Source organism: Pseudoalteromonas sp. SD03 (assembly GCF_040937955.1).
Lineage (GTDB): Bacteria > Pseudomonadota > Gammaproteobacteria > Enterobacterales > Alteromonadaceae > Pseudoalteromonas > Pseudoalteromonas tetraodonis.
Genome location: NZ_CP162515.1, coordinates 195,477 through 220,122 on the forward strand (window position 1 = coordinate 195,477; position 24,646 = coordinate 220,122).

Here is a 24,646-nt window from a genome sequence, read left to right on the forward strand (position 1 = left end):
GCAGTAATTACTAAGCAAACCATGCTTTAAACTAGTGTTAACAGCTAATTTTTGATATAACGTCCTCATTAGACGAACACGTCATACCACTTTTAAGAGAACACACTATGCCTTACGCACATATCACTGGTTGGGGTAAATGCATTCCACCAGCAAGCATCAGCAACGACGAAATAAGTGAAATTGTAGATACAACCGATGAGTGGATCACCACACGCACAGGTATCAAGGCACGAAGAGTTAGCCATGTAAGTACTGCTGAACTTGCTAGTGTGGCTGCAAAACATGCCATTGCTTGTGCTGGCGTAGATGCAAAAGATATCGATTTAGTTATTTTAGCAACGTGCACCCCCTCAACAGTAGTCGCAAACACCGCCTCATTAGTACAAAAAAATATTGGTGCCACAGGCGCTGCAGCCATGGACACCAACGCGGCATGTTCTGGTTTCTTATATGCTTTACAAGCTGCGACAGCGCAAATTCAAGCTGGCATGATCAAAAAAGCTGTCGTTATCGCGGCTGAGCGCATGACGTGGTATGTAAACTGGGCACGACGCGACAGCGCAGTATTATTTGGTGATGGTGCCGGTGCCGTTGTGCTTGAAGCAGCAGAAACTCCTGCAGGCTTATTAGGGACTAAAACCGGTTGTGACAGCGAAGATCGTGATATTTTACACATTACTAATTTTGGCAGTGATTTAAATAAATATGAGCCAATTGGTCCATCAGACCTTTTATTTGAAGGCCGTGAAATATTTAAACGTGCCGTTAAAGGCATGAGTGAAGCCTGTGACGACGTGCTTGAACAAGCCAATCTTAAGTTAGACGATATCGATGTACTAGTTCCGCATCAAGCCAATCTACGCATTATTCAAGCTATTCAAAATCGCTTAAAAGTGGATGACGAAAAAGTAATGGTCAATATTGGTGAATATGGCAACACCTCTGCTGCCACCATTGCAATTGCATTGTGTGAAGCCGTTGAGCAAGGCTTAATTAAACCGCATGCAAACATTATGTCGGCGGCATTTGGGGCTGGCCTTACTTGGGCGGCAAGCTATATAAAATGGGGCGAGCGAGTAACGCCTATTGCTGTTAGTGATGCTGAGCTTCCACCGTGTGATAAAACGGGTTTAGAGCTTGTTGCACCGGCTGTAAAAGCGTGTAAAGACGCAGAGCCTAGCTAAAAGCTAATATATAAACATGCACATGTATTGATAAACAGCGCACTGCTTTTAGTGCGCTTTTTGCTTTTTAAGGAAAATATATGCAACTACTAGGCATTCATCATGTAGCCATCATTTGTAGCAACTACCCACGCTCTAAACATTTTTATAGTGAAATATTAAAACTCACGATTATTAATGAGCATTATCGTGCACAGCGTCAGTCTTACAAACTCGATTTAGCTTTACCTGATGGTAGTCAGTTAGAATTATTTTCGTTTAATGATGCGCCAAGTAGACCAAGCTACCCCGAAGCACAAGGACTTAGACATTTAGCATTTAAAGTTGGGTGTATTAATACTGCTAAACATTATTTAGAGTCACACAATGTCATCGTCGAAAATATTAGAGAAGATGAAATAACCGGCAAAAAATTCACCTTTTTTGCCGATCCAGATGGCTTACCCCTTGAGTTATATGCACTTTAACATCAAATAACTCAAGGTAAACCTTAATCCAAGTTCAGGTTAGTTAAATCGATTTTGTAGGTAAGTAAATACTGCACGAATACCCAGTGCTTCACCACCAGCTGGACGCCCGGGTAATGCACGTAAATTCCATGCCATTACGTCAAAGTGAACCCATGGTGTATTTGGCTCTATAAACTCTTTCAAATAAAGCGCAGCGGTTATTGCGCCACCAAATGGCGTACTTGCACAGTTAGCCATATCAGCCACATCGCTTTTCAAAAATGGTTTGTATTGTTCGAATAACGGCAATTGCCAAACAGGGTCGTTAACTTGCATTCCCGAGTCCATAATGGCATTTGCTACAGCGCGATCCGTTGAGAAAAACCCCGGTAACTCCGTACCTAACGCAATACGGCACGCACCAGTTAGTGTAGCAAAATCAATGATTAATTCAGGATCATCGTTTTGTGCTTCGCTTAGTGCATCACACAGCACTAGTCGCCCTTCTGCATCGGTATTGTCTATTTCGACCATAATACCTTTACGGGTTTTTACTACATCGCCAGGGCGAAATGCATTACGCGAAACAGCATTTTCAACCGCAGGCACTAAAACACGAAGGCGTATTGGTAAGTTAGCGGCCATAATTAGCTGAGCCAGGGCAATAACATGCGCGGCCCCACCCATGTCTTTTTTCATGTTGCGCATGCCTGAACTAGGTTTTAAATCCAGTCCACCGGAATCAAAACACACGCCTTTACCGACTAACGTAATTTGTGGCGCATCGACTGCCCCCCATTTCAAGTCAAGTAATCGTGGTTTATTTTCACTCGCGCGCCCTACCATGTGAATAGTTGGGTAATTTTGCTCTAATAACTCATCACCTATCCACTGCGAAAATTCACCGTCGAATGTATCTGCTAGGTCACTCATTACCTGCGATAAATGCTGCGGCATCATATCAGCAGCTGGGGTATTAACTAAATCGCGTGCTAAATTAATGGCGTCCGCTTGTTGTTTTACTTGTTCATATAATGTTTTATCAGCAATGCCAAGCTGAGCTTTTGCTGTGGCTTTTTGCTTGTACTCACTAAACTCATAACCACCTAACACAAAGCCTAAAGCAAGTTGAGCAACTAAAGACTCATCACCTTGAATTTGATAACAACCCGCAGGTAATTTACTGGCAAGCTCGCCAGCAGCCCAAAAATCATCAGTGCTTTGCATTACACAAAATACCTGACTTAGTTCACCCGTTTCTGGGTTTGGTACTAGTGCGAGTCCTGATTTTTCAAAATCTGTGTTTGCTAGCCAGCGCTGTACAAAACTCGGTTGCTGCGTAAGCCAATCGGTTAGTTCGTTTTTAACGATAAAAGATAGAGGAATTCCTGAAGAGGTATGACGAAGTAAAGCACTCATTAAATGACTCACATAATAGAAAATGATGCCTTAGCATAACAATAAGCACTATTAAAAGGTATAGCTAATTATGTTCTGCTAGCTTACTTCTTCTTTGAGGGCGTTGAGTCTTGCTCTTGGTTTTGTTGAGCAATTTCTTTATCAATTTCTTTAATCGGCTTATTCATACTAAAAGAACTCGGTAATACATCAACACCTACTAACTGCCCTAGTTTAACAACCAGTGGAATAGTTAATGGTGCAAACGGTAATAACGCAAAAACGCCTAGCCCTAGTCCTTTTAATATATCAACAAACTGCTCGTTGGCGCGTTTTAGTTCTGCTTTATTTGTTTGCCCTTGGGTATAACGCCTGTAAATTATTAGCATTTCTTTGGTTTCTTGCCTTTCTTGGGCAAGCGCAATTTTAAGCGCGACCATAGCACGACGAAAGCGTAGTTGTTGCCGCTTTTTACTTATTTTAGCAACCCGCCAGGGTGCACGATGGATAACTTTATATAATCGCATAGCCTGTATTCTCACACAGCGCTTTCAGTTCACAAAGAATAATTTACACGCTTTATTCAATCATTTATTCTTAAAGTTCATTTTCCTCAGTTTTAATTAAAAACATGCAAAAAAACATACCCAACACTAAACCCGAAAGGCCAAAATCTGATGAGTGCTGCGGCGGCGGTAGTTGCTGTCCATGTGTATGGGATGAGTACAAAGAAAAACTTGCACAGTGGAAAAAACATCATGGTGAAAATATCAATAGCAGGTCAGTTTAATTCAATAATAGAAAGTAGCTAAAATAGCTTATTTAATTAATAACTATGTATCAATGCCTGCTTTTACCCCTTTTCCCTGCCCTACTTATGATTAACTCTGCGTTATTTTTAGATAAATCATTTGTTTCAACTTGTTAAATAGTGGTTAATTACCCATTGCCCTCTTTAGTTTTTTTATCTATAGTCTATTTCGAGGACTCACAGGAGGTGCGCTTAGTTTATTAAGCTTTTAGGAGTGAGTTAGCAATATCTGCTCCCCATTGAATGTGAACCGTCCACAATAAAGTCATTAAATAGACTATACAAATCAATTCTAACTGGGGATATTTAGAATGAAATTAAAAAGCAATGCGCTTCAACAGGCCATCAAATTTGCTCTAGCAACAACAGCCGCAGGCTTATTTGTTTCTGGTTCAGCAATTGCTCAAGAAGAGCAAACCGAAGTTAAAGTTAACAAAAATGTAGAAAAAATTGCCGTAGTAGGTACGCGCTCTGCGCCTCGTTCTATTGGTGACTCTCCTGTACCTATCGATATTATTGGTGGTGAAGAGCTAAGTAAATCAGGTAACACTGATATGCTAGAGCTATTAAAAGGGGCTATTCCTTCTTTAAACGTACACTCAATGCCAATCAGTGATGCTGCTTCATTAGTGCGCCCTGCAAACTTACGCGGACTACCTTCAGATAGCACACTAATTTTACTTAACGGTAAACGTCGTCACCGTGCTTCAGTTATCGCCTTTTTAGGTGGTGGTATTAACGATGGTGCGCAAGGTGCTGATATTTCAGTAATTCCAAGTATTGCACTGAAACAAGTAGAAGTACTTCGTGATGGTGCCGCTGCACAATATGGTTCTGATGCGATTGCTGGGGTTTTAAACTTCCAACTTAAAGATGCCTCGGAAGGCGGATCTTTCGAAGTTCGCAAAGGCGAATATTATGAGGGCGACGGTGATACAACTCAAATTTCAGGTAATGTGGGCTTACCATTTACCGATAGCGGTTTTGCTAATTTAAGCTTTCAGTACAAAACAGCCGACGCAACCAGCCGCTCAGTACAAAGAGCGGATGCTACCGCACTTGATGCCGCTGGCGTACCAAACATTGCCCCGATCACCCAAGTATGGGGTGCACCTGAGGTAGATGACGACATCTCTATCTTTGGTAATGTTGGTTTAGAACTTACTAACGACTCACAATTTTACATGTTTGGTAACTACTCAGAGCGTGATGTACGCGGTGGTTTTTATTACCGTAACCCACATACTCGCCCTGGTGCATACTCAAATGATGGTGGCGAAACACTGCTTGTTGGTGATTTAACCGGTGATATGAGCGGTAACTGTCCAACCATTATGATTGATGACAACGTTCTTGATAACCCTGACTACATTAATGGTGTAGCAAATAACCCTGATTGTTTCGCATTTAACGAAATGCTTCCGGGCGGTTTTACACCAAACTTTGGTGGTAATATTACAGATACGTCACTTACTATCGGTACTAAAGGTGAGTTTACTGGCGGCTTTTTAGAAGGCGCTTATTATGATCTAAGTGGTACGGTAGGGTATAACGAATCTCGCTACTTTATATACGACACAATCAATGCTTCACTGGGTCCAGATAGCCCGCGTGATTTTAGCCCAGGTAAATATGAACAATTAGAGAAAAACTTTAATTTTGATATTTCAAAAGGGTTTGACTTTGATTTAGCTTACGATGTAAACATTGCCGGTGGTTTAGAATGGCATGAAGAAACCTTTACCGTAGTGGCAGGTGATGAGGCTTCGTTTATTGCAGGTCCATTAACTGATCAAGGTTTTGGTATAGGTTCTAACGGTTTCCCTGGATTTAAACCATCAGATGCAGGCGAATATGACCGTCGTAACTATGCAGCTTATATTGATATTGAAGCGCCATTTACTGAAGAGTTCCTAATGGGCTTAGCGCTTCGCTACGAAGATTACGATACCTTTGGTTCAACCACTAACTATAAGTTAATGGGTCAATACCACTTGACTGAAGATCTAAATATTCGTGGCTCTATCAGCACCGGTTTCCGTGCGCCTACCGTTGGCCAAGCGAATGTTAGTAACGTACAAACTAACTTAAGCAGTGGTGTACTAGTAGATTCGGCTTTGTTACCACCTACAAACCCAATTGCTATTCAACTAGGTGGTACTGAACTTGAGCCTGAAGAATCACAAAGCTACACCTTTGGTGCGGTGTATACTATTGGCGATTTATTCTTAACGGTTGATTACTACAACATCCAAGTAGATGACCGTATTAGCCAATCAGATAAAATTGAACTTAGCCAAGCAGATAAAGACACGCTTGAAGCTGCGGGCGTACCTAACGTACAAAACCTTGCGCAAGTTAGTTTCTTTACTAATGACTTTGATACCACTACACAAGGTGTTGATTTAGTTGCTAACTACTCAGCTGAATTGTTCAGTGGTAGCTCTACATTTAGCTTAGCGTACAACTGGAATGAAACAGAAGTAACCCGCTCAAGTGATATAACTGGTGCATTTAAAGTAAGCCGTCTTGAAAATGACTTACCTAATCACCGTGCAACACTGAGCTGGGCACAACAATGGGAAAGCTTTTCAGCATTTTCTCGCCTTAACTACTTTGGCGAATACCAAGGCGTTCATGTAGATTATGATGAAACAGCTAAAATGGCTGACGCAGCTATGACGTTAGATGTTGAAGTCACTTACTTCATGAATGACTCAATTAGCTTCTCATTGGGTGCACAAAACTTACTGGATCAGGAAGCAGAAAAACTTGATTTCACAGTGGCACCAAATAACAACTGGGGTGGTAAGTACTACGAAACATCTCCATACGGAATTAATGGTGGCTTTTACTACGCTAAAGCAACCTATACTTTCTAACATGTGTTAATGATAATCAAAGGCGAAATGTGTAATGCATTTCGCCTTTTTATTGCCCTTTATAAACCTATTTAAAATGACTTTTACACTCGCATTTTTTGTCACTTTGGGGTTATAGTAAATAAAAAGAATATTAGTTGTATTATGCTACTAAAGAAAGCGGACCAGTTATTATCACAAAACAAGCTCAGAGAAGCTGAGTTTCATTACAAAATGCTATTACAAGCAGAGCCTGATAATGGTGACGCCCTGTTTGGCTTAGGTAAAGTAGCACTGCGTTTAGAACAATTTGATGCCGCTGTTTATATACTACAACGAGCGTGTCAGCATCTCCCTTATGTATTAGAACCTTTGTATGCACTAAGTGATGCATTTAATGCGGTCAACTCTCCTGAAGATGCGCAAAAAGTACTCGAATACGCAACAAGTATTGCCGCAGACAACCCAGACACTCATTATTATTTAGCCCAGCACTATTTAACCTTTGGCGAGCTTGATAAAGCGCAGGCCACGTTTGAGGAAGCATTAAAGCTTGGAGTAGCACCAGTTACGGCTTATGTTTTATTTGAATTGGTACAATTAGGCCGCTTTAATAAAGCAAATAATTACATCGATCAGTTACACCACTTTTTAACGCAAACAAATAACCTACGCTTAAAAATGGTCTGCTACTATGCTTTAGCTAAAAGTTACGACAAGTTAGACGATACTGATCAAGCATTTAACTATTTTGTGATTGCCAATCAGCAACAACACAAACTCAGTGAATTTAATACTGAAGATTTAATTGGGTTTTATGATCAACTTATTGAATATAACAATGAAAGTGTGCTCAATTTAGCAAACCTAAATAAGCAGTATCCTGTTACGCCCGTGTTTATTATTGGTATGCCACGAAGCGGCTCAACCTTACTGGAGCAGATGTTAGCAGGACACAGTCAATGGGCAACGCTTGGAGAAGACACCAGTATTAGTAAAAAGGTAGTCGCTTTTTTAGAACATAAAACAGGGTTACGCTACCCTCAATGCTTAACTAAGCTAACAACGCCTTTAATTAACCAAGCCAGAGCTATATATTTAGATACCTTAAGTTCTTCTGGGAGCAATTGCGCATTTGTGATCAATAAACTGCCTAGCAATTACCAAAACTTAGGGTTAATTTATATTCTATTCCCAGACGCTAAGTTTATTAACCTGACCCGCAACTTTAACGCAACCGCATTTTCAGTGTTTACTAATTACTTTGCTGAAAACGAACCCTATTTTTGTGATTTGAATGAATTTACTTTGTACCATCAGCTTTATGAAAAACTGATGAGCTATTGGCAGCAATTTAACCGCTTAGCTATTTATAATTTAAGTTATGAGCAGTTAATTGAAAATCCTAAAGATCAATTAACCGCACTATTAAGTTTTACTGGCTGTGAATTTGAACAGACTTGTTTAGACTTTTACAGAAATAAAAGCGCCGTTACAACGCTCAGTAAACATGCGATTAGGCAGCCTGTAAATAACAAAAGCCTTGATAAATGGCAGCGTTATGAAGCCCCTTTACTTAGTTTGCTCTCGTTGCCTCAAACCAATTAAGCACATCCATAAACTGTTCTTGGCGTGCCTGTGGATGGGTAAGCATATTAATATGGTCGTAATCTACTTTGTGCCCAAAGCGGCGGCCATATATTTGCATTTTTTGCACCCCAGTACCTGACTCATCAATAAACTTTTGAATATCGATAGGCTGTGCCAATGCTTTATCTTTTACTGCCGCAATATGTAACGTCGGAGGAAGCGTGAGATTTGCTAATGTTTTAGCGTAATCAAAGCCATCATCACTGTCTATCCACGGATTTTTCTTAGCCCACTGCATACTTTGATAGTGCGACTTTTGAGTTTCATCATCACTGCCCCACTTTAAGCGTTTTGCTGGTAAATAACCGTGTTTTTTCGCTAATATTGGCGCCATAAAATACCAAATTAAATTGGCCTGAAATAACTTTTTAGGGTGGTTATTAAATAGCGAACGCTTTGAACCAAAATAGGCACACGCTTTTATATCGTTAATCAGCTCAGGGAAGCGAGCAAACACGCTATTAAGCAACACCCCACCCCAAGAATGAGCAACTAAAAAGTCAGGTTTTTTACTCTCTAACTGTTCAATTTTCTCAATAAATGCCGGAATATCTTCAACAATCGCCTCAGTTTGTCCATACCGTGCTTGCTTACAAATAGCAGGTTTACTTTCACCACGCCCGCGTAAATCAGCGACATAACAACAATACCCGTGTTCAGCTAAAAAAGGCGCTAACCCTTTATTGCTATGAGTGTAAAATATTTTGCCATTTTCTACCGCACCATGAATTAATAACACCACAGGACCACTTGGCTTCTGGTTGGCGATACGGCGTAAATGCAGTGTTTGATGGTCATCTAATTTAATAAAAACAGACTCTTGAGTAACTGCCAAAGCGAATTCCTTATAATTGCTAACAACTCATCCTACCAGTAATGCCTGGTAAGCCAAAGGGAAAATTATGCACTTTTTTTGTCTGTATTTGTTACTATTGGCTTTTATTCCTGTTGTTAAAAAAGCCTCATGAAAGCAAAATCAGCTCGTTCTAAATTACATCCGCGCAATCAACACAAAAATGGTTACGATTTTAATTTGCTTACCTCGCAAACCCCTTCGTTAACTGCTTTTTTAATTACGACGCCAGCAGGCAATCAAAGTATTGATTTTAGTAATAACTTAGCTGTAAAAACCTTGAATCAGGCGCTATTAAAAAGTCATTACAACATTAACTTTTGGGACATACCTGAGCACAACTTATGCCCACCTATTCCAGGAAGAGTTGACTATATTCATTACTTAGCTGACTTACTCAGCGAAGATAATCAGCAGGTTATTCCCACTGGCCGACAAATTAAAGTGCTTGATATAGGCACTGGCGCTAACTTAGTTTACCCGCTAACGGGCAATAGCGAATACCAATGGCACTTTACTGGCAGCGACATCGATTTAGCAGCAATAAAAATAGCCAAGCAGCTCGCTCAGTTTAATGATTTAAAAATAACGCTTAAACAACAAAAAAATCCCGAGCATATTTTTAAAGGGGTGGTTAATGCGAAAGATTTATATCACCTAACGATGTGTAACCCGCCATTTCATGCCAGCGCAGAAGAAGCCAATAAAGGCAGTGAGCGTAAATGGAAAAACTTAGGTAAAGCCCCCAGTAACGCCCTCAACTTTGGTGGCCAAAGTAATGAGTTATGGTGTGAAGGCGGCGAGCTGACCTTTATTTCTAACATGATCAAAGAAAGCGCTCAGTTCAGTGAGCAAGTGATCTGGTTCACCTCGTTGGTTTCTAAAAAAGAGACCCTTGCTGCTTTACAAACACAGCTAAAACAGCTCCCTATTTGCGACTATAAAATCGTTGAAATGGCACAAGGGCAAAAAGTCAGTCGCTTTATTGCGTGGAGTTATTTTGATAAAACGACCCGTGAACAAATTTGTGAAGAATTCATATAACAACCATAAGGACTACTCATGATAGATTTTCGCTCAGACACAGTGACCAAGCCTTGCAATAAAATGCGAGATATTATGTATCATGCCCCGGTTGGCGATGATGTATACGGTGATGATGAAAGCGTTAACCAATTGGAAGCCTATGCTAGATTGCGTTTTAATGTGGCCGATGCATTATTTTGTAGCTCCGGCACGCAAGCAAACTTATTGGCATTAATGGCGCATTGTGAGCGAGGTGATGAGTATATTTGTGGGCAAAGTGCTCATAACTACAAGTTTGAAGGCGGTGGCGCTGCCGTTTTAGGCTCTATTCAACCACAACCTATTGAAAATGAAGCCGATGGTAGCCTATGTTTTACTAAAATTGCTGCTGCAATAAAACCCGATGATAGCCACTTTGCGAAAACGCGATTACTGAGCCTTGAAAACACCATAGGTGGCAAAGTACTGGGTATTGATTATTTAATTAAAGCACGTGAATTTGTTCATCAACATAACTTAGCACTGCATTTAGATGGCGCGCGAGCATTTAATGCCGCAGCCGAGCTTAACCTTGATATTAAAGAAATCACCAAACATTTTGATTCAGTCTCTATTTGTTTATCGAAAGGCTTAGGTGCGCCAGTTGGCTCATTATTATTAGGTTCTAAGCAGTTAATCGCTAAAGCAAGACGCTGGCGTAAAGTGCTTGGCGGCGGTATGCGCCAAGCGGGTATGTTAGCTGCTGCGGGGCAATATGCGTTAGAAAATAACACTCAACGTTTAGTCGATGATCACGCTAATGCGCGTTATTTAGCACAGCAGTTAAGTGAAATTTCAGGCTTTGAAGTAAATATGAGTAATACCACAAATATGGTTTACGCTACGTTTGATAACAGCATAAACATCACAAAGCTAGCAGCCGATTTAAAAGCACATGACATTGTGTTTAGCCCAAGTAAGCAACTTAGGCTCGTAACCCATTTAGGTATTACCCAAGCGGATATAGATACCTTTATTAAAGTCTTAACGGCCCATATTTAACGCCGCTTTGTAATGCTTGCGGCACACCGATTCATAACGGTCGTTGCCGCCAATTTCAACTTGATTACCATCGGCAATAGCCTCGCCATTTTCATCGGTACGTAATACGTGATTTGCTTTGCGCCCACAATGACACACCGTTTTAAGCTCAATTAGCTTATCAGCCCAAGCAAGTAAATACTGTGACCCTATAAACAGCTCCCCTCTAAAGTCGTTGCGCAATCCGTAACACAATACGGGTATTCCTAACTCATCAACCACATCGGTTAACTGCATAACTTGGTCTTTTGATAAAAACTGACATTCATCTACCAGCACACAATGGCGTTTTTTATCTGCATTAAGAGCTTGAATAAGCGCAAAAACATCTATATCTGCATCATAAATATGCGCATCTGCTTGCAAGCCAATACGTGAGGATACTTTACCTACTCCGGCTCTATCATCGATAGCCGCCGTGAGGATCACCGGCTCCATACCACGTTCTTTATAATTGAATGCAGATTGTAGTAAGGTGGTTGATTTACCTGCATTCATTGCAGAGTAGTAAAAGTATAATTGCGCCATTGTCGTGCCTTCAAATAAAAAGTGCGCTTATGCTACCTTAAAGTGCTCAGAATACAAATTTGGATACGTTATTTAGCTATTTATTTTGCTTCATGCTCTAGTAACCATTGCTTGCGCTCTAAACCACCTGCATAACCAGTTAGTTTTTTATTTGCACCAATAATACGATGACACGGCACAATAATACTGATTGGGTTTTTACCATTTGCAGCCCCTACCGCTCTCACAGCTTTAGGGTTGTTTAACTGCTCGGCAATATCTTTATAAGTCGCCACTTTTCCATAGAGTACGCTACACAATGCCTGCCATACGCTTTGCTGAAATGGCGTGCCGCCAGTATCAAGCTCTAAATCAAACTCAGTACGCGTATGAGCAAAGTACTCATTAAGCTGCGCCACACAAGATAAAACATGCGAATTATTTATCTCGTTTAAAGGCGTACTGATATAACTGGCCGGTGGATAAAACCCCACATAACTAATACCTTTTTCAGTTGCCTGAATAATAATGTCATCAATCGGGCTGGGTAAACTGGTTTGCACTATCATAATTGCTGCCAAAGTTGAAAAGTTAAGTAAGATCGAAATGGTGCACAGTTCGCAGATTCAAAAGAGCTTGCTGCCGCTTGTGCCTTTTTAACGCCTAAATCGCCATCGAGTAAAATATCGGGCTGGCTTTGGCCGCGTAACTTTGCATAATTAACCGTCCATGGGCCAATCCCTTTTAAACTAAGCCATTGGTCTAAATCATCACAATCGGGATTCACGGCACAAAATTCAGCGAGGTTATGCAGTGCATTTTTACGCGCCTGTGGCATTTTAAAGAATGCAAAATCACTGTGTGCTAACACTTCAGGCTCAGGAAAATAGACCTGTTGGTGTTGCTTTTCACCAAGCTGTGTTACTAAATTAGTCACTAGGTTGTGCGCCGCCGCTACACTGACTTGTTGCCCAAGTATAGCCCTAACTCCCGCCTCAAAACTTGACCAAATACCCGGTAACCTTAAGCCTTTAGTAAGTGGAAATGCATTATTAATGTGTTCGCTTAAATGCGCCTCAATTAAATAAGTATCTGCATCTAAATCAAGTACACGGCGAATGTTGTTAATAACTGGCTGTAAATATTGCGTATTATCTATATCAATTTGCACCCGAAAATGATGTTTATCTGCAACAAACTCAGCATCAAAACGCCCTCTACACGATTTATAAGTAAAAGTACGCCCATAACTGGTTGGCGTTAACCACTCTATTGGCTGAATTAATCGTTTTGCTAAAAACCCATGCAATGCCTGCCAGTTATACGGCGGACGAAAAGGCAAAATTAAGGTGAGCCCAATATCAGCTGGGTGCTTGGCGGTTCTGAGCGCTGAGGGCGCAATATTAAGTTGTTTTAAAAAAGCATCATTAAAACGCCTAACACTTTTAAAGCCTGAGGCAAACGCTATCTCGGTAAGCGGTAAGCTAGTTTCTTGAATCAATTTTTTTGCAAAATGACATTGGTTAAACAATCGATATTGCGTGATAGAAATGCCAAAATATTGAGAAAATAATCGCCTTAAATAACGGCTGCTTATTCCTAAACGCGTGGCGAGCTTTTCGCAGTCGTGCTGATTATCCTGATCAATTAATTGCTTGGCTCGTAGAGCCGTTGTTTTTGTTCCCTGCCAAGCCGCACTTCCTGGTGCACTATCGGGCCGACAACGAATACAAGGCCTGAAACCAGCCTGCGCGGCAGAGTGTGCAAACTGATAGTAGACTACATTTTTTTCGTGAGCTGTGGGCGCAGGGCAAATTGGCCTGCAATAAATACCGGTACTTTTAACGGCTACATAAAAAAGCCCATCGAAACGCGCATCACGACTTTGACGTGCTTTTTGCCAGTGCTGATCACCCATAAAATGCTCTTGTAAATTAGGTAGCGCTTAGCTTAGCAAAAACTAAGCGTATTACTGGCCATATTCGGCACTAATCTTTATTTGCAAAATCAATTAATGCCTGACCCGTTAAACGATATATAATCCATTCATTTTGTGGCTCAGCGCCCATACTATTATAAAAATCAATCGCGGGTTTATTCCAATCAAGTACCACCCATTCAAAGCGGCCACAGTCTTTATTGATTGCTCTGTTTGCTAGTTCTTTCATAATGGCTTTACCAGCCCCATTTCCGCGGCTATCAGGGCTCACGTATAAATCTTCTAGGTAAAGACCATTTTTACCTAACCAAGTCGAGTAATTGTAAAAATACACGGCAAAACCAATTGGCTCATCATCTTGTAAACATATTAAACTGTGCGCCGTTGCGCCTTCACAAAACAGGGTGTTTAAAATGGCTTGCTCATCGGTTTTAACTGCATCAGGTTCTTTTTCGTAAATAGCAAGCTCATTGATAAAGTGTAGAATTGTTTTTGCATCACTTGGCTTTGCATCGCGAATTTCTATTGCTGTGTTCATTGTTATTGACCCTTAAAAAACTACTTTTATGCCTGGTAAGCATCTAATTTAATATAAAAAGTGCTTAACTAATTATGATAATTTAAGCCATTAATACATTTATTTATACCCTAGCATATCGTTTTATATTCAATAAGTAACGTTCATGAGCTTATTTCAATTTATTCATTAGGGCATTAAAAAAACAAATTAAAACAACGCTTTTATATATGGCAAAAAGTTGTCATTATGAGTACACAGTAAAGCAATGAGGAAGTTTAACTAAAATGGGTCATGGTCATTCACACAGTCACGTTGATGATAACCAAAGTGATAAACAGCTCACTCTTGCCGTATTTATAAATGTTTTACTGACTGCAGTGCAAGTTGTTGGCGGCGTATTTTCCGGCAGTCTTTCATTAATTGCCGATGCATTACATAACCTAAGTGATGCGGCCTCAATTTTTATTGCCCTCGTTGCTCGAAAAATTGGCAATAAGCAAGCTGATACAACCCACCATTTTGGCTACAAACGTGCAGAAATTCTAGCAACTCTTTTTAATAGCACCACGTTAATAGTCATCGGTGGTTATTTAATTTTTGAGGCCATAAGTAGTTATTTAAACCCTCAACCTATCAATGGCTGGATCATTGTGTGGGTTGCTGCAGTAGCGCTATTCATTGATTTAGTCACTGCATTATTAACCTTTAAAGCCGGCGCTAAAAACAACATGAATATAAAGGCGGCGTTTATTCATAATGTGTCTGATGCCATGGCCTCTATTGTGGTTATTATTGCCGGTACTTTAATTATTTTATACCAATGGTATGTAGTTGATTTAATAGCGACGATATTGATATCACTGTATGTTATTTATCACGGCGTATTATTACTTAAAGCCAGCTGCAGCATTTTAATGCAGGCAGCCCCCATTGGTTTTGACCAGCAACTTATCAGTAAAAAGTTACTGCAACAGTTTGCCATTACTCAAATAAAATCAATAAAAGCATGGCAACTCGACGATAACACCACACACTGTGAAATTGTGATGCAAACAGATACCCTTATTGAGCTTAACGCCATTAAACATTATTTACATGATGAATTTGCAATTGAGCACTGTGTAATCGAGTGTTACTAATCACTGTTTTCAATAACCAAAATGATTACATTAAAGCTCTAAGTAGGTTTACTTATATTAGATAGACTTCTCAGCGGTTTTTATTTAAACCGCTACAAAAATACGATAGATAAGTATTATCACAAATTAATTAAATTAAAGAGTACTGATAGTTGCTGCTGCAAGAGGCAGCATTAAGTTTTCAGCTTTATCTGCTTTTTTCACGGATATTTGTGTAAACAATAAATGTCCACTTCCCTGCTCCTTAGCCTTTCTTACTTCATTAATTACAGAGCCGTGAGCTGGGTGCAAAGACATCACCCCGCTACAATAGCAATAATTAGATTACGAGAGTGGCTACAAAATAAATTGAGTGAAAAAACTCAGTTGTGTAAATATTTCAGTTTTACTGTATTCATCCCAGAATTCGAAGTAATAAAGCGTAAAAGAACAACCTCAACACTTAGAATAGCTGCAATACTTTACTTAATAACCTTAGTAAGTATGCCTTTTTATGTTATAAAAAATGTAACTTGCTGATCTAAAATACAAATAACAACTTGTCCATTTGTCAGCCAGCAATGCAAACTTAAACAAGAATCAAACTCAATATTAACCATATGATTTATAAGTAAATTACTTGCAATTCTGTGCCTATATACTAGACTAGCCACAATTAGAATTTTTAGGATAAGCGCTATGAAAGGTAATCAAAAAGTAATCGACGCCTTCAATACATTGTTAGCTAACGAATTAGCTGCTATTGACCAGTATTTTATTCATTCTCGTATGTACGATGATTGGGGCTTAAACAAACTTTATGAGCGTCTTAACCATGAAATGGAAGAAGAAAAAGACCACGCTGACTGGCTAATCAAGCGTATTCTTTTTTTAGAAGGCGTACCAAACATGACCAAACGTCGTGATCTGTTAATTGGTGACGATGTAAAAAGCATGATGCAAAACGACTTAACCTTAGAACTTGAAGTGGTTGAGTGTGTTAAAGAAGTTATTGCCATCTGTGAACAACAGCAAGATTATCAATCACGTGAAATTCTAGAAAAGCTATTATTTGATACCGAAGAAGATCACGTCTACTGGTTAGAGCAACAATTGGGTCTGATTGACAAAATTGGCACTCAAAACTATCACCAAGCTCAAATGGGCGAATAAGGACTTATATTATGAAAGGCGATAAAGACGTTATTGCAGCACTAAATAAAGTACTTGCTAATGAGCTTGTGGGTATTAACCAATACTTTTTACATGCACGTATGTTTAAAGATTTTGGTTTTAGTAAACTAGACAAAGCTGATTACAAAGTATCGATACAAAAAATGAAAAACGCCGACCGTTTAATTGAGCGTATTTTATTTTTAGAAGGCTTACCTAATCTTCAAGATTTAGGACGTTTACGTATAGGCGAAAACAGCGAAGAAATGATTGCCGCTAACATGAGCTTTGAGCTTGATACCGTAGACGAACTGCGTACTGCCATTAAACTAGCTGAAAGTAAAAAAGATTACATTAGCCGTGAAGCGCTCGATAACATTTTAAATGAGCAAGAAGAGCAAATTGATTGGCTCGAAACACAGCAACTGCTGATCAAAAACACTGGGCTTGAAAACTACTTACAATCACAACTGTAAGTTAAAGTTATAAACATAAAAAAAGCAGCTAAGGCTGCTTTTTTTATGTTTAATTTTTAAGTGTTAAACCAATTCGTTTAGATAGGGACTATTATATAGACTACTATTAGGCCACTTGATCGGTTATATCTGCTATTTGAATCAGTTTACGATTGAGGATCTTTTTAGTACAGCCACAACACTTACCGCATTGGCTGCCCACTTTAAGCTCTTTAGTTAGCTCGCGCATGGTAGTAGCACCATCGTCGATGGTTTGCTCAATTTTTTTATCGGTCACACCGTGACAAAGACAAACATACATGAATACAAACAACTCTCAATTTCATTTAGTGGGTTTATATTAATCTAAACGAAAATAGTTATCAATTGGTTTTTTATAAAATTTGAATTTTTTGCATTTTTTTTGGCCAGCGCCACTTAAGTTGAGAATTCGCGGCAGCTTGAGAATTGTTTAAATTTCAATCGAAGTATGGCACTTAAATTGAGATTTATTAACTAAAGTCTCGCCTTAAATTTAAGTAGGTTTAGATTTAGGTAAATAGTTGAATGATTAAAATGAATTACATTAAGTCTGAAGAAGCCTTAATGTATAAATACAGGATTAGTGCGTGGGCTATTTCCGGTTTGTGCCATTTGCGGACGGTCAAAAGTCAAGGTTTAATCCCTTTGGCTCCACCAACATGTGCTTGTTATAAATCTTGCTCTTCAAATATATAATCTTGTCGATAGATGCTATCAGGAAGATAAATACCCCCATCTTTCTTTTCGTTTAATGCTTTATCACGCACTGCAAATACAAACGAAAATATTGCAGATCTTGTTAATTGCAATATACGTCGAAGATGTTCAATAAAATCATCTTCTTTGATAAATACTATGTTATCCATGAATTCGTAAGACTCATAGATATCACTTGGAGTCTCGCTCTTATGAACAACCACAAACTCATGTTCCAAGTCATTTCTTAACTGTTTCAAAAATGACCACTCACCATCTTTTTTGTCATTCAAATCAGTAGCAATACTATACAAAGCTAGAAGTCCCGGACTTTTAATGCTATTAAAAAGTTCTCTTCTACTGTCACGGTCGAGTTGCCAAAAACTTTGGAAATAGACTTTTCCATTGGGGGGATAGAGGTCAAATAGCTCGCAAATAGCTATACCTATTTTATCCAATATACCGAAGCATGATCGAAAAGAAGTTCTAAGCTTCTCAACATCTATACCTAGTAACTCATCATTAAAAAGCTCTGAAAAACATGAGTCGTGAAGTAATTCAAAATCACTCTCTGTTGTAAGGTATTCAAAATATAAATGTCGTGAGAACGCAAACTCTGACTTTAACCGATTAAGAACCATTTCCATCGGAATAACAAAATCACCAACCACTCCTCCGGCAGTAGGTATAGTTAAATTATCTCTGGAGCTTCCCATACATGGACAGTACAAACCATGTTCAGATAAACTTAAGTTATTGTCTAAACAAAATTTTCTGTAACTACTTAGTTTTTCATATTCATCTTTAGTTTTTTCTGAATCATGTAAATCAGGTTCAATACCAGCATCTTCACAAGCTTCGCTAATCTTATTTTCATGAAAAGCAACCTGTTCCTTATAATGGTCAAGCCACATTGGAGGAATCTGCTCTGATAAAAGTACATTTTCATACCCATTTTTAATCTGTTCCAGCATTTGTATAGTAATTGTATTCGAAACTTGGTTAAGTATCATAAGAGTTTCAGATCTATTGATCCACGATTGGGGGATATCTTGATTTAATGAATTAACTAGATCGTAGCATTCCATAGCCTCAACTATTCGAAACTGCTGTTTCAAGGAATTTCCTAAATTGACAATAAAGGTTGGCTCAAATTTTCCAGCATTCTTATCTCTGAATAATTTGGTAGCCTTCCAAAGGTCTGTTTTTATCTCTACAAGTTGCTCAATCGTAGAGAAGGTATGGTTAAATGGGTTCTTCTCACTGATTAAATTTGATTTTGCATTACTCAAATTGTAAAAATAGGCATCTTCTCCAATCTGTTCGGCTATCTCATTCTTATGCTCATTGAGAATATTCAAACCCTTTTGAGCAGAGTCAGCACATGGTTTCATGTGCCCAATATCAATAAATATACTGGCAACGTTAGATATAATTGTAAAAAAATGAGCACTTCTCTTAGTATCTTCATTGACTTGTTGAAACAAAATATCGGCACCGTTCATAGCCTCATCAAACTGCCCAATACTTACTGCCTCTGACAGTCTATTTAACTCTATTGCTATGACCTTTATTTCCATGAGAATTCCGATTGTGATTTATAACGCCGCACTAAGCGGACTAAAATTGTGGGTTATAATGTGTAGCGGATCGAAACGTAACCCACTGTTTTATTTGCGTTTAAGTGCCTTTTTAGCCCTTTAAAAATGCACCAATTTGAGTTGGCATTCTAAAAGGATATTTATCATTGAATGCACTTAAACTTAAAAATTTGATGATTTCACATGAATCATCGAATGCTTTTTTTGCATTTACAATAGAGCATTGCTCTTGCCAGCTTGCTTGAAGAGGAGGTATGGACTCAGAGGAGAAGCTACTATTATCATCTGCTTCAATCCAAACTGAACTTGAAACGAATTCAGACCTTCCATGAGCTAATGAATTTCTTAGATTAAATAAATGTTCTATTAGTTTTCGGTGCTCTTTTTTTTTAGTGTCATCAGCATATAAAACTTCAGATAAAGCGAAAAATTTGGCTTTTGGAGAAAATCTTATTTTATCATCTATTTCATAGAATGATTTTCCGACACATAACCGGTTAAAGTCTACTTTTTTTCGACCAAATAAGTTGTCATTAAACACACCTATTAGGTTATCCAACTGCTCTTTAAATCCATAAGCAATAGCAACTTTATCGTTTATATGAGTGCCTTTAACTGATTTGTCATCAATAACATCAAAGAAATCAGAAGGAGAAGAATCAAGTACTTCGTTTACCCTAGCTTGCAAATCAAAGATCAATTTACAACTTAGGTTCAAATAGCTTTCCACCATAAATGCAGTTAAGGCCACCGCCGTAATTCCCCCACAAATATTACCATAACCTTCAAATTGAAATGATCGCCTTGTTGATTCATAAAACCAACAATGAGAATAGATATCTCCAGAGAGATGACCACTGAATGACAATTTATACTCTCCTATAAAAGGCTAACGCCGCAATAAACCGTTACGAATCCGACTTTATTGCCTTGTTAGCCATAATTAACTAGTTAATTAACTTTACTTCGAATAGCCTTTTACAGTCTCGACCTGTACTTTCTTTACCTTCACAACTAAATTGAGCAACATCAAATTTAGCCGCAACATTAGGGTTATTACATAATGGATTTGTGCAACTTACAGATGGGTTTATATCGGAAAAATTAAAGTAAGATTTTCCCAGTTTCTCTGTATAGTTGTATTCAGTTATTTCGACTTTTTTATGGGACACGATTATTCCTTTATGTTCTTTATGGCTAACGCCAAAATAACGGGCAAATAGTGTTTGGCAATAATTTTGTAACGCAGTGACAAAAGCCAAACAGTATTTGTCCTTGTTGATTTTTCTTGTTAGGCATACATTTACGCAGACACATATATTTCTGACTTACCTTGTGAACCATCAGGATTTGTCCATAAAACTGTAACATTAAATCCCAAAGGAGTGTCATCACAAATTGCGGCTATAAAAGAAACATCGCTTCCAGAACCGAGAACAGATACAGGAAGCTTTTCTTACACTTCACTACTGATGAGTGGGCTAGAATAATTTGAAGGAATATTTAACTCAAAGGAAACATTTTTAGCATTTTGCTGGCTATTATTTGATAAGAAAAACTTATAGTTATTACTCGAAACCTTTCTTAAGTCTAAACGAACAGATGCTTGTAACTTTTGAGCCTCTTCTTTTTCAAATGACTCTAATTGCTTTTGGGATAATGTAGCTTGTGATTTTTGCAGTTCAATAGATTCCCTTTGTAGCTTGCTCTGATCTACCTTAGTGAGCACACTAACAAAAACGGTTAATAGCGCAACAACAATTGCCCAGTTTATTGAAGCGAAAAAGTCATTTAATTCCACCAAACTCTCCTTGTATACATAACAGCTTATTGAACACCATTTTTTGGTGGTTTATAACACACCAAAATGGCCTATATTACATACCATGATAATTTCACCAATAATTACCTTTGTAAACAAGTAATTAAAACAGCTAGAAATTAAAACAGCTAGAAATTAAGCATGTTATTTTGCCCCAAAACGGCGTTTAATAATGTTATTGGACAAAATTAGATTTCTACTTAAAACACATGAATAAATTTAACTTTTTAAGTGTCCGGTTATCGCTCTAAACCGACTAACGGCTATTTGCCATGAGCGGAATGGTAGTACGCTGGCAACCGCCCCAGCCAAAAGGATTAACTGCCTCCTCTTTTTATGCAGCCTATAGCGCATTGATCTGTTTTTGCAGTGAGGACGTGAACTCTTTTATATCCTCTATTGCCTGATAAAAGTCTTGGGCATTTAAATTAATCGGTGCGTTATCCTTGTTGTAACCATTCCTGTGTACAATATCGTGGCGTAAGGTGGTTATTCTGGACACCTTAGATATATCGAGCTGTAATTTCACCCCAAGAACTTGCTCATAAATTTTCTTTACTTTAGGAATGTTATGAAACAAGATTTCGCTAACGTGCTTTAAAGCTAAGTTACAAATACTTAAATCGGTTCCAGCCAGCTCTGCAATTGAATACTTAGCTTTGCTCACTTCTTCTACATTTTTAATGGCATTGTGCAAGAATGCTTCACGCTCAGTAATAAGGGATTTTAATGTGTCAGCCAGAAATGATTCCAAAAGAGTAACTGCGTACGCATAAGACATTTTTACGATAATATTCGAGTGCAACATAAACGCCATTTTACTGGAATGACCTAAATTGCTTTCAGCCATTGCTTTTAGTGCATTTAACTCAACTGAAAAAAACTTGTGGATATTGGATGAACCATTTTCTTTTAACCACTTTATTTCGGCTTCCCATTCGGCTTCCTCCATTAGATGATCTTGATAGTTTGAATACTCATTTGCCAAGTCTTGCCATTCTTCTGAGTCCTCATCAAGCTGATCATCACTAAGCCTTTCACGAATCCATTGTTCTGCTTGCTCGTTTTGAACCTCGAACAGGTGATCTTTAATTGAGCTCAAAATTTACTCCTTGATGAAATGTTGCATAACGAGGCTGTAGAAAAACTCCAACAGCCAAATCCGATTAGAAAATGAGTTCCTGCAATTAACTCTAAGCATTTTTAAAGCATTAGGTAATGAATTTGGAACTCATAAACAGGCTGCTTTTCAAAAAGAGAGTAACTCTACAGCCTCAACGCTCACTTAAACGGATAAATATAGTTAGTTACAATGTGTAGAAAAATGGAATATAACCAACTGTTTTTGTTACGTTTGAAATGCTTGTTAGCTTCGTTTAATCGTTGCCAACCTTTATAAATGGATTACCAAAACTTCGATCTTTTTTGATAACTTTTCCGACATATTTTTCTCTCACATCTGTTGGCGCTTTTTTTCCAACAAACTCCCAACGCTGACTAATATCTCGATTATCAAAACAACGAGTAAAATATTGCTGTGTTCCAGCTTTAACCCAAGAGTGGATTTGGTATACTTCTTTGATTAAGCCACCGTAAGTTGCATATGCATATTTAATAGAATCATCTCTTGATATATTTCTCCAGACACCTCTTGTTGATTCAAACAACTCTATCTCTGACATACCTGATTTGTATGTAGAATTTAATAAAAAAGCGAGCCCTTGATGTTCTTTTTGTATTTCAACAAGCTCACCAGATTTTAAATTATGAATTTCTTCAATCGTTGCTCTTCCCATTTCTGAGCCACTGCCACGAACTTTATTAGATAGCTCCCCAATTCCCAGTAAATCAATACATGTTGCTTCAATCAACTTAGCTGTTTTATCAGTTTTTATTCCATGCCTAAGAATATCGATACCAAGAGAGTTTTTTTCTAACAACCTTTCAATTACCTCCTTTTTTGGAGAGTCTTTTTTTTCCTTTAGATGCTGCAAGCATCGATCATTTACACCTTTGCCAATATAGAATGGGGTTCTCTTATCCCCATCTATCTCACATAAGGCGTAAATATAATGATCAATTGCTAATAACGACTTTTTGAATTTACTGAAATCCTGCATATGCACCCAGAGTAGCTAACAACTTTATCAGAGGACACTTTCACTTTCTTAGCGAAAAAACGTCCTTATTTTGTGAACTTACATTAATAGCAAATAGTTTAAGTCATTGCCAGTTATAAATATTATGCTAAAAAAGGAAAAATATCCCCTTATTATAACTAAGTTAATGACGACTCACCTGAATGACCGGTTATCGCTCACTGCCGTAATTCGTCAAAGTACCAACTATTAGTATTTTTAGATATACTTATAGGTCAGCAACTATGAAAAAGCTGTTTCAATGAAAAGAAAAGATGAAGCAAAAGGTACTTTAAAATCCATTAAAATAACCCCCTCAATTACAGAAGATGAATCTCTATCATCGGCTATTAGTGAAGATAATGAATTGATAAAATTAGTCAGAGAGAGGGAAAACCAAGAAGAAATCGAAGTTGATATAGATGATTTATAACCTCTTTTAGAGCCCAATCTAACTTATTGGGTGGCTAGCAAACTATGAGAAGTCCATTTATCTTAAAACAAAAACGAGAACAAATCGCTCTTAGCCGAAATATGCCTGAGTGCCAGCAGACATTGGTAACGTCTAATTAACAGGAGAAAAATTATTGGCTAAAATAAGCGACGAAGGAACAAAGGCCAACTATTTATTGTGCTTGGTTGATTTCTTGTTGTATTTAAAAAGTAAAAGAGTCTTTACTTATATAAGTTATAAATTTTTCAGAATCTTTTAATGAAAACTCCATTGAGAAAGTAACATTGGTTCCCATTGCAAGATCTTTTTCAATCCAAAGAACCTTCATGATTTTACCATTTTTAATCTGATCCAGTAGCTTACTATATGTCGCTCCTTGCACTACAGACTCTCGAACAACTCCTGAACTAAAACCTACCCTTTCACCAAAACCATAATTAACTAATTCAAAATCAAAAGGGCTCCCATTATCTATACTTCCTTGTGCGGACAAAATAATAGGTTTTCCATAACTTCGAGAGTTGAAATTTTTCGTTATGACTACTTTATCTTGATATAAACTAAGCTCAAAACTTTGCCAATGTCCATCCTTACTTTTAAGACCAGTATGGCTTTTTGCTATAGCTTCAGTACTGGCATGAAGAGGGGTAACAGGTTTACCAGTTAGAAAATCACAAAACTGATAAGAATAAAAATTATCACCCTTACTACCACCAAGCTTATTACAGAACTTTTCTGTCTCTGATGCCATTAAGATATTTGGGATTAATAATAACGAAAATAGAAGTTCCTTTTTCATGAATAACCTCCGTACTATGATTTAAGTTTAACGCTTAACTCATTGGTGTTTGGGGAGCGAAGCGAGT

The 24,646-nt window shown here is 38.2% G+C and carries 27 protein-coding genes; 11 read left to right on the plus strand and 16 right to left on the minus strand.

All coding sequences use genetic code 11. The features are described 5' to 3' along the window. Window positions 1-107 precede the first annotated feature (107 nt). Together ABZP26_RS17320 and ABZP26_RS17325 are read left to right on the plus strand one after the other, a co-directional pair. Window positions 108-1,187: a ketoacyl-ACP synthase III gene (locus ABZP26_RS17320; RefSeq protein ID WP_013463122.1), complete on the plus strand. Its 1,080-nt coding sequence runs from the start codon at window positions 108-110 to the stop codon at window positions 1,185-1,187. A gap of 80 nt (window positions 1,188-1,267) precedes the next feature. After that, window positions 1,268-1,654 carry a VOC family protein gene (locus tag ABZP26_RS17325; RefSeq protein ID WP_008464296.1) on the plus strand — a complete coding sequence of 129 codons (387 nt, stop codon included), beginning with the start codon at window positions 1,268-1,270 and terminating at the stop codon, window positions 1,652-1,654. 39 nt (window positions 1,655-1,693) lie between these two features. Here ABZP26_RS17325 and ABZP26_RS17330 read toward each other — a convergent pair whose 3' ends face one another. Beyond that, window positions 1,694-3,055, minus strand: a complete 1,362-nt coding sequence (locus tag ABZP26_RS17330) for a M17 family metallopeptidase (RefSeq protein WP_013463121.1) — start codon at window positions 3,053-3,055, stop codon at window positions 1,694-1,696. Between the two features lie 83 nt (window positions 3,056-3,138). Further along, entirely contained in the window at window positions 3,139-3,561 is a 423-nt protein-coding gene (locus ABZP26_RS17335; protein WP_016899164.1) for a hypothetical protein, read from the minus strand. A 104-nt stretch (window positions 3,562-3,665) separates the two neighbouring features. On the opposite strand from ABZP26_RS17335, the gene ABZP26_RS17340 reads away from it, so the two are divergent. The 3 genes from ABZP26_RS17340 (at window position 3,666) to ABZP26_RS17350 (ending at window position 8,314) form a co-directional block, all read left to right on the plus strand. Further along, window positions 3,666-3,824, plus strand: coding sequence for an oxidoreductase-like domain-containing protein (locus tag ABZP26_RS17340; RefSeq protein ID WP_076916046.1), 159 nt, complete (start codon window positions 3,666-3,668; stop codon window positions 3,822-3,824). A 332-nt stretch (window positions 3,825-4,156) separates the two neighbouring features. Next, window positions 4,157-6,727 carry a TonB-dependent siderophore receptor gene (locus tag ABZP26_RS17345; protein WP_016899166.1) on the plus strand — a complete coding sequence of 857 codons (2,571 nt, stop codon included), beginning with the start codon at window positions 4,157-4,159 and terminating at the stop codon, window positions 6,725-6,727. A gap of 144 nt (window positions 6,728-6,871) precedes the next feature. After that, window positions 6,872-8,314, plus strand: coding sequence for a sulfotransferase (locus tag ABZP26_RS17350; protein WP_016899167.1), 1,443 nt, complete (start codon window positions 6,872-6,874; stop codon window positions 8,312-8,314). Here ABZP26_RS17350 and ABZP26_RS17355 read toward each other — a convergent pair. Then, window positions 8,283-9,191, minus strand: a complete 909-nt coding sequence (locus ABZP26_RS17355) for an alpha/beta fold hydrolase (RefSeq protein ID WP_016899168.1) — start codon at window positions 9,189-9,191, stop codon at window positions 8,283-8,285. The two genes, ABZP26_RS17350 and ABZP26_RS17355, sit on opposite strands and share 32 nt — an antisense overlap. Before the next feature lie 129 nt (window positions 9,192-9,320). On the opposite strand from ABZP26_RS17355, the gene rlmF reads away from it, so the two are divergent. Then, window positions 9,321-10,253: a 23S rRNA (adenine(1618)-N(6))-methyltransferase RlmF gene (gene rlmF, locus ABZP26_RS17360; RefSeq protein ID WP_016899169.1), complete on the plus strand. Its 933-nt coding sequence runs from the start codon at window positions 9,321-9,323 to the stop codon at window positions 10,251-10,253. Window positions 10,254-10,271: 18 nt separating this feature from the next. After that, entirely contained in the window at window positions 10,272-11,276 is a 1,005-nt protein-coding gene (gene ltaE / locus ABZP26_RS17365; protein WP_016899170.1) for a low-specificity L-threonine aldolase, read from the plus strand. Here the strand turns inward: ltaE and ABZP26_RS17370 are convergent. The 4 genes from ABZP26_RS17370 to ABZP26_RS17385 form a co-directional block, all read right to left on the minus strand. Beyond that, the gene (locus ABZP26_RS17370; protein ID WP_016899171.1) at window positions 11,259-11,843 is read right to left on the minus strand and encodes a thymidine kinase; all 585 of its coding nucleotides are present in this window, start codon (window positions 11,841-11,843) and stop codon (window positions 11,259-11,261) included. The two genes, ltaE and ABZP26_RS17370, sit on opposite strands and share 18 nt — an antisense overlap. Before the next feature lie 80 nt (window positions 11,844-11,923). Further along, window positions 11,924-12,391, minus strand: coding sequence for a methylated-DNA--[protein]-cysteine S-methyltransferase (locus ABZP26_RS17375; protein ID WP_016899172.1), 468 nt, complete (start codon window positions 12,389-12,391; stop codon window positions 11,924-11,926). Next, window positions 12,388-13,740, minus strand: a complete 1,353-nt coding sequence (locus ABZP26_RS17380) for a DNA-3-methyladenine glycosylase 2 family protein (RefSeq protein ID WP_024602405.1) — start codon at window positions 13,738-13,740, stop codon at window positions 12,388-12,390. The genes ABZP26_RS17375 and ABZP26_RS17380 overlap by 4 nt, the downstream gene beginning before the upstream one ends. A gap of 70 nt (window positions 13,741-13,810) precedes the next feature. Beyond that, on the minus strand, window positions 13,811-14,299 hold the full coding sequence (locus tag ABZP26_RS17385) for a GNAT family N-acetyltransferase (RefSeq protein ID WP_016899173.1): 489 nt from the start codon (window positions 14,297-14,299) through the stop codon (window positions 13,811-13,813). Window positions 14,300-14,565: 266 nt separating this feature from the next. On the opposite strand from ABZP26_RS17385, the gene ABZP26_RS17390 reads away from it, so the two are divergent. Beyond that, window positions 14,566-15,420 carry a cation diffusion facilitator family transporter gene (locus ABZP26_RS17390; RefSeq protein ID WP_013463109.1) on the plus strand — a complete coding sequence of 285 codons (855 nt, stop codon included), beginning with the start codon at window positions 14,566-14,568 and terminating at the stop codon, window positions 15,418-15,420. Window positions 15,421-15,555: 135 nt separating this feature from the next. Here ABZP26_RS17390 and ABZP26_RS17395 read toward each other — a convergent pair whose 3' ends face one another. Next, window positions 15,556-15,717: a hypothetical protein gene (locus ABZP26_RS17395; RefSeq protein ID WP_013463108.1), complete on the minus strand. Its 162-nt coding sequence runs from the start codon at window positions 15,715-15,717 to the stop codon at window positions 15,556-15,558. A 381-nt stretch (window positions 15,718-16,098) separates the two neighbouring features. Here ABZP26_RS17395 and bfr (ABZP26_RS17400) point away from each other — a divergent pair, with 381 nt between their 5' ends. Together bfr (ABZP26_RS17400) and bfr (ABZP26_RS17405) are read left to right on the plus strand one after the other, a co-directional pair. Further along, entirely contained in the window at window positions 16,099-16,572 is a 474-nt protein-coding gene (gene bfr / locus ABZP26_RS17400; protein ID WP_013463107.1) for a bacterioferritin, read from the plus strand. 11 nt (window positions 16,573-16,583) lie between these two features. Beyond that, window positions 16,584-17,048 (plus strand): bacterioferritin, encoded by a 465-nt coding sequence (gene bfr / locus ABZP26_RS17405; RefSeq protein ID WP_036955020.1) that lies wholly within the window; start codon window positions 16,584-16,586, stop codon window positions 17,046-17,048. Between the two features lie 106 nt (window positions 17,049-17,154). Here bfr (ABZP26_RS17405) and ABZP26_RS17410 read toward each other — a convergent pair whose 3' ends face one another. The 7 genes from ABZP26_RS17410 to ABZP26_RS17440 form a co-directional block, all read right to left on the minus strand. After that, window positions 17,155-17,349, minus strand: a complete 195-nt coding sequence (locus ABZP26_RS17410) for a (2Fe-2S)-binding protein (RefSeq protein ID WP_036955022.1) — start codon at window positions 17,347-17,349, stop codon at window positions 17,155-17,157. 388 nt (window positions 17,350-17,737) lie between these two features. Beyond that, window positions 17,738-19,345 (minus strand): LA2681 family HEPN domain-containing protein, encoded by a 1,608-nt coding sequence (locus tag ABZP26_RS17415; protein WP_368485799.1) that lies wholly within the window; start codon window positions 19,343-19,345, stop codon window positions 17,738-17,740. Window positions 19,346-19,457: 112 nt separating this feature from the next. Next, the gene (locus tag ABZP26_RS17420) at window positions 19,458-20,234 is read right to left on the minus strand and encodes a hypothetical protein (RefSeq protein ID WP_368485800.1); all 777 of its coding nucleotides are present in this window, start codon (window positions 20,232-20,234) and stop codon (window positions 19,458-19,460) included. Between the two features lie 79 nt (window positions 20,235-20,313). Further along, window positions 20,314-20,628: a hypothetical protein gene (locus ABZP26_RS17425; RefSeq protein ID WP_368485801.1), complete on the minus strand. Its 315-nt coding sequence runs from the start codon at window positions 20,626-20,628 to the stop codon at window positions 20,314-20,316. 194 nt (window positions 20,629-20,822) lie between these two features. Continuing rightward, window positions 20,823-21,167 (minus strand): hypothetical protein, encoded by a 345-nt coding sequence (locus tag ABZP26_RS17430; RefSeq protein WP_368485802.1) that lies wholly within the window; start codon window positions 21,165-21,167, stop codon window positions 20,823-20,825. A gap of 364 nt (window positions 21,168-21,531) precedes the next feature. Then, the gene (locus ABZP26_RS17435) at window positions 21,532-22,290 is read right to left on the minus strand and encodes a hypothetical protein (RefSeq protein ID WP_368485803.1); all 759 of its coding nucleotides are present in this window, start codon (window positions 22,288-22,290) and stop codon (window positions 21,532-21,534) included. A gap of 274 nt (window positions 22,291-22,564) precedes the next feature. Then, complete coding sequence (locus tag ABZP26_RS17440; RefSeq protein WP_368485804.1) at window positions 22,565-23,308, minus strand: hypothetical protein; 744 nt, start codon at window positions 23,306-23,308, stop codon at window positions 22,565-22,567. A 280-nt stretch (window positions 23,309-23,588) separates the two neighbouring features. Between ABZP26_RS17440 and ABZP26_RS17445 the strand changes: the two genes are divergently transcribed. Further along, window positions 23,589-23,759 (plus strand): hypothetical protein, encoded by a 171-nt coding sequence (locus ABZP26_RS17445; protein ID WP_368485805.1) that lies wholly within the window; start codon window positions 23,589-23,591, stop codon window positions 23,757-23,759. A gap of 223 nt (window positions 23,760-23,982) precedes the next feature. Here ABZP26_RS17445 and ABZP26_RS17450 read toward each other — a convergent pair whose 3' ends face one another. After that, complete coding sequence (locus tag ABZP26_RS17450) at window positions 23,983-24,579, minus strand: hypothetical protein (RefSeq protein ID WP_368485806.1); 597 nt, start codon at window positions 24,577-24,579, stop codon at window positions 23,983-23,985. Window positions 24,580-24,646 lie beyond the last annotated feature (67 nt).